Annotated in this window: 6 protein-coding genes and 2 pseudogenes; 6 read left to right on the top strand and 2 right to left on the bottom strand. The window is 52.1% G+C overall.

Annotation, left to right across the window (positions count from 1 at the left end):
- Nucleotides 1–2: 2 nt before the first annotated feature.
- Entirely contained in the window at nucleotides 3–1,751 is a 1,749-nt protein-coding gene (locus tag K334_RS0111440; RefSeq protein WP_025881599.1) for a phospho-sugar mutase, read from the bottom strand.
- 167 nt (nucleotides 1,752–1,918) lie between these two features.
- On the opposite strand from K334_RS0111440, the gene K334_RS0111435 reads away from it, so the two are divergent.
- The 6 genes and pseudogenes from K334_RS0111435 to K334_RS0111410 all read left to right on the top strand — a co-directional run bounded on the left by K334_RS0111435 (nucleotide 1,919) and on the right by K334_RS0111410 (nucleotide 10,860).
- Entirely contained in the window at nucleotides 1,919–2,206 is a 288-nt protein-coding gene (locus K334_RS0111435) for a DUF4491 family protein (RefSeq protein ID WP_021590553.1), read from the top strand.
- Nucleotides 2,203–2,673, top strand: coding sequence for a 23S rRNA (pseudouridine(1915)-N(3))-methyltransferase RlmH (gene rlmH / locus K334_RS0111430; RefSeq protein ID WP_021590680.1), 471 nt, complete (start codon nucleotides 2,203–2,205; stop codon nucleotides 2,671–2,673). The genes K334_RS0111435 and rlmH overlap by 4 nt, the downstream gene beginning before the upstream one ends.
- Before the next feature lie 253 nt (nucleotides 2,674–2,926).
- Nucleotides 2,927–4,168 (top strand): BaiN/RdsA family NAD(P)/FAD-dependent oxidoreductase, encoded by a 1,242-nt coding sequence (locus K334_RS0111425; protein ID WP_025881601.1) that lies wholly within the window; start codon nucleotides 2,927–2,929, stop codon nucleotides 4,166–4,168.
- Between the two features lie 12 nt (nucleotides 4,169–4,180).
- Nucleotides 4,181–4,280, top strand: a pseudogene (locus tag K334_RS15315) (IS982 family transposase); the annotation flags it as partial.
- 996 nt (nucleotides 4,281–5,276) lie between these two features.
- Nucleotides 5,277–8,282 (top strand): C10 family peptidase, encoded by a 3,006-nt coding sequence (locus K334_RS0111415; protein ID WP_081658095.1) that lies wholly within the window; start codon nucleotides 5,277–5,279, stop codon nucleotides 8,280–8,282.
- A 7-nt stretch (nucleotides 8,283–8,289) separates the two neighbouring features.
- Nucleotides 8,290–10,860, top strand: coding sequence for a hypothetical protein (locus K334_RS0111410; protein WP_027444995.1), 2,571 nt, complete (start codon nucleotides 8,290–8,292; stop codon nucleotides 10,858–10,860).
- A 119-nt stretch (nucleotides 10,861–10,979) separates the two neighbouring features.
- Here K334_RS0111410 and K334_RS13970 read toward each other — a convergent pair.
- Nucleotides 10,980–12,737, bottom strand: a pseudogene (locus K334_RS13970) (zinc-dependent metalloprotease); the annotation flags it as partial.
- Between the last annotated feature and the right edge of the window lie 121 nt (nucleotides 12,738–12,858).

The raw sequence follows: 12,858 nt of genomic DNA, 5'->3' as shown, positions 1-12,858 counted from the left end.
AATCAGTCCAAGTTCAGACTTGCTTTGATGGTCTCTATCTGTTTCGTACTCTGCTCCATGAGCGACTCATATTCGGATGGATCGGTCATGTTGCCCTTCACTTCGAGGTAGAACTTTATCTTCGGTTCGGTTCCCGACGGGCGTACACTCACCTTGGTGCCATCTTCGCAGAACCACTGGAGCACGTTGCTTGTGTCAGGCATGTCCATCTTTTCCTTCGTTCCGTCGGCACGGACAGCTTCGAGCGTCTGGAAATCCTTCCACAGAACGACCTTGGAGCCACCCAGTTCCTTGGGCGGATTGGCTCTGAAATTCGTCATCATCTGCTTGATTTCGTCAGCCCCCGTCTTGCCCGGTCGAACGACGTTGATCGTGAACTCGCACGAGAATCCATATTCCATGTAGATGTCCATGAGCACCTCATACAAGGTCTTGCCCTGGTCTTTGGCCCAAGCGCAGATTTCGGCCAACAGGCTCATTGCAGAAACGGCGTCCTTGTCGCGGACGAAGTCTTGAGCCAGGAAGCCATAGCTCTCCTCTCCTCCACCGATATACTTCTGCTTGCCTTCGGAAAGCCTGATTTCGCGGGCAATCCATTTGAAGCCGGTATAGCAGTCGCGCATTTCAATTCCTGCCTTGTCGGCCACCTTCTTGATGAGTTCGGTGGTCACAATCGTCTTTACGATGAAATCTGACGGCTGCAAAAGCCCTTTCGCCTTGCGGTTGGTGATGATGTAATACAGGAACAGCAGGCAGGTCTGGTTGCCGTTGATCAACACCCACTCGCCCTTGTCGTTCTTGCAGGCCATGCCCACGCGGTCGGCGTCCGGGTCGCTCGCCATCACGATGTCGGCATCCAATGCCTTCGCGTCGCGGATGGCCAACGCCAGCGCTTCGCCGTTTTCGGGATTCGGGCTCTTGACGGTCGGGAAATCACCACTCCTCACCATCTGTTCCTTCACACAATGCACATTGTCGAATCCCCAAAGCTTCAACGACTGCGGGATGGACATCATGCCAGTTCCGTGCAATGGGGTGTAGACAATCTTCAGGTCGTGCTGCCGCTTGATGACTTCGGGGTCGATGCTGAGCGTATGGATTTGCTCCAGATAAGGCTTGTCGATGTCCGCTCCAATCAACTGGATGAGTTCCTTGTTGCCGGCAAACTTCACGTCGTCTACGGAAACCTTGCCCACTTCGGCGATGATACCCGCGTCATGGGGGGCCAACACCTGCGCGCCGTCTTCCCAATAGGCCTTGTAGCCGTTATACTCCTTGGGGTTGTGGCTGGCGGTGATGTTCACACCTGCCTGGCAACCCAGTTTCCGGATGGCGTAGGAGCACTCCGGCGTGGGGCGCATGTCGTCGAAGAGATAGACGTAAATGCCGTTGGCCGAGAAGATGTCGGCCACCGTCTCCGCAAACTTCCGGCTGTTGTTGCGGCAGTCATGGCACACGACAACCGAAATGCGGTCGCGGTCTTTGAAATTCAATTTCAGATAGTTGGCGAATCCCTGCGTCGCCATGCCCACGGTATAGACGTTCATCCGGTTGGAGCCTACACCCATGATACCGCGAAGGCCGCCCGTTCCAAACTCCAAGTCCTTGTAGAAGCTTTCTATCAAGTCGGTCTTGTCATCCGCCTCCAGCTTTTGGAGCACTTCCCTGCGCGTCTCTTCGTCGAAGGCCGGGGCCAGCCATTGTCTGGCCTTCTGCTCACATTGAGCAATCAGTTCTGTATTGTTGTCCATAATAAAATAGGTATTGATAATTGATATAGATTCAAATTCTCTGACGGAAACGGCCACGGGCCATCGGTTCGTCCCGTATGGTATCATTGCAAAGATAGTCAAATTAATCAATACATGTCCGATTAATACGTTATTTTTTGTAACTTTGTCTCCAAAAACAAGCCTATATGCACTTCACGGGTATCCTAATAGCAATTTGCACCTTTCTCATCATCGGCGTATTCCACCCCATTGTCATCAAGACGGAGTATTATTTCGGGACGAAACCGTGGTGGATATTTCTTATAACGGGTATCATGGCAGTCGTTGCCGCCCTGTTCGTCGGCGACATTTTCCTGTCTTCGCTGCTGGGCGTCTTGGGCGCGTCGCTGCTGTGGAGCATAGGAGAGTTGTTCGAACAGCGCAGGCGGGTGGAAAAGGGATGGTTCCCCAAGCGCGAAAAGAAGCAGCCATGAAGGTGGAATTGATTCTTGTCGGCAAGACCACCGACCGACATTTTCAGGCCGGCATTCAAGACTATACGGAGCGAATCAACCATTATCTGCCATTCAAGATAACGGTCATTCCCGAAATCAAGAACACGAAGAACCTCTCCGAAGAGCAGCAGAAAACGAAGGAGGGCGAGGAAATCCTGAAGATTGTCAAGCCCTCCGACGTCGTCGTACTGCTCGACGAGCACGGCAAGGAATACCGCAGCGTGGAATTTGCCGCGTGGATGCAGAAGAAGCAAAACAACTCCAGAAACCTTGTCTACATAATAGGTGGCCCCTACGGCTTCTCGAAGGAAGTGTATCGGCGGGCCGATGAACAGATAAGCCTCTCCAAGATGACATTCAGCCACCAGATGGTGAGGCTCATCTTCACCGAGCAGCTGTATCGCGCCTGCTCCATCATCAAAGGCGAGCCTTATCACCACGAATAGTCATGCGCTGCCGTCTTGGAAGACTTCGACCTCATCGACTTTCTTCACGATTCCTCTGCGACAGACCGTCGGCCAGGCACTCTGCCAAAGCAGCCCTTTCGCGTTGTCATCGCTGCCTTTTCGTCCTCCCGTCGCAGCCCTTTTACGAGGTGAAAGCAGTCCTTCGGGCGGATCAAAGGGCAGCTTTCAGAAATCCGTTGGACAGCGTCGCCCCGCAGACGCCGACTTGCGGCGCACAATCCATTCAATACAGATGAACATTTCAAACCATATCGCAGTGATAGGCGGTGGCGCGGCAGGCTTCTTCGCCGCCATAACCGCAAAGCAAAACTGCCCGAGCGCGTCGGTCGCGATATATGAAAAGACCGGCAAGGTGCTTGCCAAGGTAGGCGTTTCGGGCGGCGGCCGCTGCAATCTGACCAACAGTTTTGCGAACGTCAGTGACTTGCGACACGTCTATCCCCGAGGCCACAAGCTCATGAAGCGTCTCTTCAATCAATTCGACTATCGACAGGCATATCAATGGTTTGAAGAGAAAGGCGTTGAACTTGTGACCCAGGAGGACCAATGCGTATTTCCGAAGGCGCAGGATTCGCAAGCCGTCATCAAATGCCTGACCCACGAAGCCCGCAGACTGGGTGTCGAAATTCAGCTCCACCATTGTCTGTCCGGAATCACGCCCACGGAAGACGGGCGTCTCGAAGTGAGTTTTGAAGACAAGCCCGCACGGCGGTTTGACAATGTCATCATCACGACAGGTGGCTCGCCGCAACTCAAGGGATTGCAACAACACGCACAGACAGGGCACGAAATCGTGGAACCCGTTCCTTCGCTGTTCACGTTCTGTGTCGAAGACAAAGCGTTCACCAATTTGACGGGGGCCGTGGTCGACCCGGTCGGCCTGTCAATACCTTCGACAAAGTTCAAGAGCGAAGGCGCGCTGCTCATCACCCATTGGGGCATGAGCGGGCCGGCGACACTGAAACTGTCGGCCCATGCCGCCCGCCATCTGCATGAACAGGCGTATGAAGTCGACGTAGCCATCAACTGGGTGGGTGAAACCAACACGACCATCGTCCAACAGCGGCTTTCAGAACTTGCACAAGGCAATCTGAAAAAGCAGCTTGGCAGTGTCGCCCCCTTTCGACTGACCTCACGTATATGGCTCTATCTGCTGGAACGGACCGGGCTTGACAGCAAGAAACGATGGGGGGAACTGGGGCGCAAAGGCATGAACAAACTGACGGAAACACTCACCAACGACGTGCATGCCATCCACGGAAAAGGAAGATTCAAGGATGAGTTTGTGACCTGCGGGGGTGTCAGCCTTCAAAGCGTCAACCTCTCGACACTCGAAAGCAAGGCATGCCGGCACCTCTATTTTGCCGGCGAAGTGCTCGATGTCGACGGCATTACAGGCGGCTTCAACCTGCAAGCCGCCTGGACGACAGGCTATGTGGCAGGAAAAGCAGCGTCGGAATCCATCGAAATATGAGCAAGAAAGTTGCAATTCTCTCAAAGTCTCGTCAATGAACTTGGCAATATTCCACGTCATGGTTCTGTTCCGAAGTTTTCAAATTTGGAAATGGCTGCATTGCCGCAGGCAGCCAAGCCTGAAAGTATTGATGTGCATCCTTCCTATTGGCTAAGGCAAAAAAAGGATCGATACTTTCTTCCCACGGCAGACGGGCCTGTCTGGGGTTATAAGAAACGGCGTGAAGATATCGGAGTAGACTCAAGCACGCACTAAACAAACCTGAATCAGCATTGAAAGATTGTCATAGCATACTCGCAGACAACCTCGAAGATGTTGCTGGCAAGCAATTCTTTTGTCCCAAATTGTACAATTTTCTCTCAAATCGTACATTTTTTTCGTTCAAATCGTATTTTTTCTTCAATTATTGCAAAAAACATTTGCATGTTACCCTTATTTTGTATAACTTAAAAGCCGATAATTTAACCAAGTAAGCATTCATAGACCTCTTGAAACATTTGATTGAAACATCCAATCTGTAACATTCCGCTCCGTCGGTAAGCATTCATAGACCTCTTGAAACATTTGATTGAAACATCCAATCTGTAACATTCCGCTCCGTCGGTAAGCATTCATAGACCTCTTGAAACATCTGATTGAAACATCTGACGTTATGATAACAAAACCACCAACCATTTTGTCTCAGGGGCGAGCCAGGGGCGCACGCTCATATCTACATGCTCTCTGGAACGTTGGAGGCTCAACATCGTTTAGCCCCAATCGACCATTGGTATTTAAAATGCAAATCTTTATCTCCAACCGGCCATTGAAACTCCGTCATGGTGCACAGTGCATGCAACCGCCAGGCGGTTGGTCTTTTTATAGAGCAGGGGTGCGGGCGCAGCGAGCTACCCTGTCCAAGCTTTGGTGGTGGAGAACCAGGCCGAAGGTCTTGGTCTTTTTAGCCCAAACCGTTCATCGGGACATGGACATTTTAGGGTTGGACAATGGCAAACTAAAAATATAAGACAAAGGTAAGGTAGATTCTCAACGCTCTCGTCAAACAACTCTATAGTGCACACACAGGAGTTGGATTCATGCAAACAAGTAAAACAAAATCAATAACAAGATGAATAGGATTAAGCTAACAGTAACACTGCTTCTTGCCACGCTGTTGCCCGCAACAACAAGAGCGCAAGGCGTGAGCCGCAACGAGGCTCTTCAGATTGCAGAACGTTTCTTCGCGCGGCAGCCGCTGCCGTCAGAGGCTGCCGCTGCCAAGGCAAATGCGCGACGCAGCGTAAAGAGAGAGACAATGAGAGTGGCTTTCGCCGCAACGCGCGACGACGGCAAGGCTGCACTCTATGTAGTCAACTGTGGAGAGGATGACGGTTTCGTGATTGTCTCCGCTGATGGCAAGACCAGTCATCCCGTGCTTGGCTGGAGCGACAGCGGAACTTTCAATTACGACGAAGCGCCCATACAGCTCAAGGACATGCTGGAGGCTTACGCCCATATCGTAGGGCTGCCTGAAGTTTCCGCTTCGACCGGCGCGTCCGATTCAAATCTCGTGACATTGGCAGACCGGCGCGTGGCAAGAAAAGTGACAGCCGGACAGCGACAGATGCTGGTGCTGCTGCCTGACATTCCTGATATGCGTGCCGCTCCGCGTAGGGTGGAGACTATTCCCAACATTGTGGTACACCCTCTGGTCAAAGTGCAGTGGAATCAAATTGGAACATACGCAAAATATGTCGACCCCTATTACGACTCTTTCGACGGGGTTGCCGCCGGCTGCGTACCGACAGCCATGGCACAGGTGATGGCATTCTGGAAATATCCAGCCCGCGGACGTGGCTTCCACCTGCACAATATCTTGGACACTCCCGCCGAAATAGATTTGGAAAAGTTGATAAGGGAAAGCGCAAACGGTATAAGCGATGAGTTGGAAAAAGTCATCAAGCAGTATTCCCGCCCCTACAAAGTCAATTTCGCCGAGTCGGTCTATCAATGGGACGCCATGGGCGGCGCCCAGCCTTCAACCGATGCGGAGTACGACCATGTGGCCAAGCTCATCTTCGACTGCCATGTGGCTTGTGCTCCTGCAAAAATGCCAAATGGACGCGGCACGGGAGCAAACAATAAAACTGCCGCAGCGTCTTTGGTGCGTTATTTCGGCTACAACCCAGGCATGCAGCATATAAAATGCAGCGGCAACGAGAATCTGATGCGGGCGGAGCTGGACGCCGGGCGGCCTGTGCTGATGGAGGGCAATCCGAAAAAGCAAAACGAAGACGGTCATTCCTTCGTGTGTGACGGCTATGCGGAGGAGGGCTACTTTCATTTCAATTTCGGATGGGGTGGAAAGGGCGACGGCTACTATCAGCTGAGTAAGGTGAATCCACTGACGTCCGACTTCAGTCTGGGGCAGAGAGCCTGCATAGGCATTCAGCCTTCGCTGGCCACTGTCGAAGTGGGACAAGCTTTCATCAACGTCACACCCGAAGGTATGGGAGTGGTCGTTGGTGGTTATGGCGACGTGACAGTTCCGGCCACGGTGGAGAAAGACGGCAAGTCCTATCCTGTCACGAAAGTCAACGGCTACGCGTTTGGAGTACTCGGGTCACCGTTCAACACTTCGTTCGAAGAGGGCCGCAAAGAGTACCTGACCCGCATCACGCTGCCTGAGAACGTCACAGAGATAGGCGAGTATGCGTTTCAAAGCCATTATTTCACAGAAGTGAACCTGCCGGCCAGCATACGCAAGATTGGGGCCAACGCTTTCTACCAAAGCCGCAGTCTGAATAAGGTGAGCATACCGAGCGTTGAGGCGTGGCTCAACATCGAGTTCGTGCCCAAGAAGTTGGAGTCCGGCTTTGAGCAATATATGTCGAATCCCATTTGGAATACCGACAACAAGTACGAAGGACGACTCTACATCGGCGGCAAGGAAGCCACCGACATCGTTATCCCCGCCTGTGTAAAAGAGATCGGGGCCATTGCATTCTGCGGCTACCAGTTTCTGAACTCTGTCACCATGGAGGAGGGTGTCGAGAAAGTGGGCGCCAGCGCATTCGAGCGCGTTCCTCTAAAGGAACTCCACTTGCCGTCCACGCTCAGGGAGATTGGCAACAAGGCTTTCTACAATCATCAGCTGTCGACCGTCGCCATCCCCAAGAGGCTGACAAGGATAGGGCGCGATGCACTGAGCGGCAACAAGATCTCAGAGTTTGTGGTTGATGGCGACAATGCCAAGTACAGTGCCTATCAAGGCATTCTCTACGACCGTCCGCGCCGCACCCTGATCAACTGTCCCAACTATCGCCCTGGGTTTGAGACGGACAAAGTGCGCAACACGGTAGGTGTTCCGCCATCGGTCACCTCAATCCGCAGCAATTCCTTTGGCAGCAATTTGAGAAAGCTTACGCTGCCGTCTTCGGTCAGGAACATTGAAGACGGGGCTTTTGTCAGCTGCGCCCGTCTCGAAGATCTCTACGTCTATACCCAAAAGCCCCTGCCCCTTAGAACATCGATGTTCAACATCAATATCGTATCGAAGTTCAGTAGAGTCAAGGTACATGTGCCCGTAGGGTCAGGCAAAGCCTATAAGGCGGCACCCATCTGGCAGGAAATGGAGATTGTGGAGGACCAAGCCGAGGGAAGCCTGCCGCCTGCGCATTACGACTACACCACCGACTTCAATGCAATTGAGATGACGGAATGGGTGAAAATGGATGGAGGAGGCTCTATTCCCCAGCGCACCTATTACCTGTTTGACACTCAGCCCGTCATAACCTTTTCAGGTATGACAATGCTGCTCACCACAGCTGAAGGCAACTACTCGTTTGAGCTCAACGGATCTCTTCCGGGAATGCGCTTCGTACACCACGACATTCCCACAGGCATTGAAGAAGTGAAGTCTGCCAACTCCGGTGTTGTATTCCGTGTCAGCGGCAGTCAGCTTATCATCAGTGGGCTTGATGCGCACACGCGGGTTGTGCTCTACAGCCTCGACGGCCGGCTGCTCACCACCGGCAAGACTCCTGCGCAAGGTGATTTCAGCATCAATCTTCCACGCGCTGCCATTATTGTCGTCAAGGCTGGCAGACATTCATTCAAGATTCACACCAAATGACAACGCTATGAAAAAGATATTATCCCTGCTGGTTCTGCTGCTGATGGTCGGCAGCGCAGCACACGCCCAGTATATGCTCAAAGTGAAGTATAAGGATGGCACGCACCACTTATATGAAATCGATTGTACGGAAAGTGTGGACTTTGAGAAAGACTTCTCTAATCCCCAAAAAGTGCTCATGTCGGTTCGTGGGCGCCTCGCGGGAAAGAAAAACACCTGGAGCTTGAGCAATACGGTCGACAATATAGAGCAAATCTCCGTCGTGGGCACAGAGCCTGTGACCCCAGCTGAAGAGCAGAGTACCTTCGTTGTCGACGAACAGACATCGTCGATAAACATGGTGAACTACAGTATACAGTTTTCAGGCAGCACCATCAACGGACAGAAGACGCTCACCGTGCACCGCATCGACAACGCCATGCCACCGGCGGATTTCACTGACGGCGTGTCCTACATGGCAACCTATGACTTTGACCTGGAAGGCATACACGACCTGAACGGCACCGTGGAAATACGTTTCCCCATGAGTAACCGCTGCTTTGCCGCCTACCATAACAAAGAGACGGGCGAATGGGAGCCCGTGCTCAACTACTATGATGACAAGACAAAGGAAATGGTCATCATCTCTGACCACCTCTCCGAGTTCTGTGTCTTTGATGTGACCGACGAGCATAAACGCACGGCAAAGCTGAAATACTGGGGATTCGACCCTGTCGTACCAAAGGACATTGAGAAAGTGGCGGAGACGTTTGCCAAAGTGGCGCAAGCCGACGACCCTGCATACGCTGCCATCGACGCTTTTGCGAATGACGAATTTTCCAAATACAGCCTCGGACTAAGCGTGGGTATGACACCGATTGCAGTCGGAGGCTTCGACTCGAAGCTTCTCAACGGATATTCCGATCTTATCGGCAAGATGGGGCAGGCGTGGTGTGTGGTGCAGTTTGCCAACACGCTTCGTGGCGATGACAATGCCGAAAAAGCTACAGCCGCAGTAAAAACAGTCATCGAACTGGTACTGAAACCTGCCCTCGAAAAGAAACTTTTCGCCGGCAATTTCCTCTTCCCCGCCTGCATGACGGCAATGGCGGTACTCGAATTCCAAATCAACTGGTTTGCAGAGGAAGTTCACAATGCGGCTACAACACTCTATGCCGATGCCTACAAAAAGTATTTCTATCCCGGCAGCACATACCCCAGCATTGGTGGATATGGTTACCGCTCCGCCGTAAAATGGTATGAGCTCATTTCTGGAATGTTCACAGACAACAGTCTTGACCACGACGACATGAAAGCAAAAATAGACGAGCTCGTGAGCGACTATGTCAACCAGCCGTGGAACGACACCGACGGCTTCACATGGGCGGTGAGCGACTGCCGGGGACTGTGGCCCTTCTGGGCAGAGATTACCAACGCCGATAGAAAAATGATTGCCGAAGAGCACCGCAAGGAACTCTACACGGGCAAGCTGAAGAGTGTCATCACCGCCATCAACAACAAATATCTCTGCAAAAGCAAGGAAAAGTTTGATGAGGTATACCGGCAATATGCCAATATGATGAACAAGGTGGTGGTCCTGAAATTCAAGGACTCTGCAATGAAAGAAGGTGAAAAGAGCCGATTCGCAGGCTGCACCATCCGGTTTGCCACAATGCCCTCCACCGTTGTCGATCCCGAGAAATGGGAATGTGTGATTAAGGACAACGGCAATGCCTCCATTCAGTACCGCATGTATCCTTATCTCGTCGAAGGGTTCAAAAACATACTGGAAGTGGTCGATGGGAAAGGTGACGTAGTGGGCAACATCGACATCGAAGGCATTCAGGATGTGGGAAAATACTATGAAGCCACTTTCGACCTCTCCAATAACGAGGTGCTGGCACTGGAGGATAAATGGGACATATCGATAAAGCCTACACTGGCTACTCGGGCAACTCCGGATGCAAGTGGCCGTTACTATACGTGGGGACCGATTGTCTTTAAAGACAGCAAGGGCTTTGAAAGTCATGCCCGAGGCATTGTTCCTGGTGACATATACAACATATACGGCGGAATTACCAACGCGTTTGAGAACCGCACGCTGAGCCTCGATGCCGAAGGCAATTTCTCCATCCAGATCGGAGGGCTCGACATGACGGGCAACGTCAACACACGGACGGGAATGGGCACAGGCAAATTCAAACTGAAGGCAAACTCTTCCGGCAAAAGTTTTGTCACGGAGGAAGAGGCTTTCGACGACTGGTTCGCGTTCAATCAATGGGTAAACGATGGCAACACACCTTATAAATACGTGTGGAAAAACTGGACGGAATTGGAGCACTTCGATGCTGACTTTTCTGTGGAAGGCACGCTCGACATCCGCTATTCCGACCTCATGAAACGCTATATCCTGCATCTTGACGGTATTGGCAGTTTCAAGCTCGACGGCGCAATATACAGTTCTGGCTCTGACATATACTATGATGTAGACGAAAACGGGAAGATTATGCTGAAATACCATTCCAAGTCGATGAAGCTTGAAAACATATTTGTCAAGGACGGCACTTTCACATTCAGCCCCGCACTGATTTATGAATAGATGAAGTTGGCGTGTATTACCCGCTGGCGGAATTAATTCAAGTTGTCAGATAAGCAAGACTCCCCCGTGCCAACGCCGACACGGGGGAGTCTTGCTTATTTTGTCAACCTACGTCTTTCCTATTGGCTGATCACCTTTTTCATCATTCTGCCGTCAACTTTCACAATGTAAACGCCGGGGGAAGGGACGCTAATGCGAAGTAAGCCGCCACGACTCGTTGCCGCTGCAACCAACTTCCCTTTCAAATCATAGACGGAGGCACGCATGCCCGCCGACAATCCCGACAAGAGAAACATCCCGTTTCGTGCTTCTACCGTCACGGCCGTACTGCCGTCGGGGGCCATGGACTGTAGGGCCGTGGGCGTTTGTCCATTGCCTTCAGGTGTTTTCCGCTCGATAAACTGCCGTACACCACTTGTCTTTCCGTCGTGATTCACTTCCCACGTGCGCGTGGTCAGGTTCCCTTCCATGGTTTCCGTGTAAGACAGTTCAACGGAACGCCCATCCACCGTGGCGGTGACATTGGGCTTTGCGGGTAGCGCATCCTGTTCTCCGATGACCATATAGTTCTCCGTGGGCAATCCTTTGAACACGACCTTGGAAGCCTCCACCTCGATACCTCCGCCATTGATGGACTGATTGGTGAGGTCGTAATACTGCATGTCGTCGTCGATGGTCTCCAAACGGAGTATGCCTTTCCCGGCAAACCACACATCGATCCGCTCACCTGTCGTAGGCACGACGATGCTGTAGGTGGCTACTCGCGCCATCAATTGCTGTGGAATGTAGACGTCGCACTCGCCGTCGTTTTCTGTGGAAGGCTCCAGCACGTGGCGGTAGGTCTGGCCGAAGTCGTCCGACATCACCACGCGCACCTTGCTGCCGGCGGGGAAAAAGGTCTTGTCCACCGACCACGTAAGGTGCAGCTTGTCGCCCACCGCATATTTGCCTTTCACCTCGGAAGTGATCTTGAAGGGCGTGGCCGAAACAACATCGACGTCGGCTATGTAGCTGTCGTAAAGCGGTGCCTGACGCTTGGCGATGGCTTCGCTTGTAGGCAGAGCGTCGCTCACAGTCAACCAAAAACGATACTTGCCCACGGGTATCTTCTCGGAATTGGTGACAACACTGCCGGTTCCGTTGTATTTGCGGCCAAATTCAAGCACGTTGCCGTGCTGCGGCGGGTAGACGGGAAAGGTGGCCGGATTCGACTTGGAGTAGCCAAACTGGTTGAAGCTATAACTCAACGCCGTCTGTTCCGCGTCCGAAGCGTAGACGGGGATGGTGAAAAACGTACCTTGAGGCACGCGATAAGTCGCCTTCATTTTGCTGCGGTCAATACGTGGCGCCGTGTTTGCGCTGTTGGGATAAACACCCGGTATGCGGCTGTCAGCCTGGGGCGTAACGCGCAGCATTTCCTTGAGGCATGCCAAAGAGACAAAGGCCGTCTTGGAAGATGTGCCGTAACTCACCACCGATTGTCCAGCCCCCGGTTCGGCGCCAAATCCCCACAAACCTACACTATATGTAAAGGGGTGGTCTGAGCCAAGCATGTGTCCCAGTTCGTGGGCCATGGTGGTCATGCTTTGGGAGGTGACGATGGCATGGCCTTTTGACATTTCATACTTCACGCCGCCCAGACGAGCCAACCCGACTATCCCCGACCCGTCGAAATAATCAAGCAAAAGGCCGATGTCGTAGTTTTCCGTTCCTATGGCGGCGTTGATAAGATTCGTGCCCGAGGTGTATGTATAAACCTGCTTATAACTTTTTTCAACCAAGCGTTCATCGCTGACGACTTCGAATTGTACACCCAAGTCGCGCACGTAGATTTCATTCAGGAACGTTTCGAGCTGCGCCCAAAAGACCTTCACCTTGTTGAAATCGCGATTGAACTTTGGAGAATTAAGTAATGATTAAAAAATAACTTGGTACATTTTCAGGCCAAAGACATCGGCATTGAACAATGTATTCAATTCGATATTAGCAGTTCTCATA

Source organism: Segatella baroniae DSM 16972 = JCM 13447 (assembly GCF_000426585.1).
GTDB lineage: Bacteria > Bacteroidota > Bacteroidia > Bacteroidales > Bacteroidaceae > Prevotella > Prevotella baroniae.
This window is presented reverse-complemented; position numbering and strand designations above follow the sequence as displayed.

What these genes read in the sequence shown, in the direction of transcription:
- K334_RS0111440 (WP_025881599.1), bottom strand. Translation starts at nt 1,751, where the DNA reads ATGGACAACAATACAGAACTGATTGCTCAATGTGAGCAGAAGGCCAGA.
- K334_RS0111410 (WP_027444995.1), top strand. Translation starts at nt 8,290, where the DNA reads ATGAAAAAGATATTATCCCTGCTGGTTCTGCTGCTGATGGTCGGCAGC.
- K334_RS0111425 (WP_025881601.1), top strand. Translation starts at nt 2,927, where the DNA reads ATGAACATTTCAAACCATATCGCAGTGATAGGCGGTGGCGCGGCAGGC.
- rlmH (WP_021590680.1), top strand. Translation starts at nt 2,203, where the DNA reads ATGAAGGTGGAATTGATTCTTGTCGGCAAGACCACCGACCGACATTTT.
- K334_RS0111435 (WP_021590553.1), top strand. Translation starts at nt 1,919, where the DNA reads ATGCACTTCACGGGTATCCTAATAGCAATTTGCACCTTTCTCATCATC.
- K334_RS0111415 (WP_081658095.1), top strand. Translation starts at nt 5,277, where the DNA reads ATGAATAGGATTAAGCTAACAGTAACACTGCTTCTTGCCACGCTGTTG.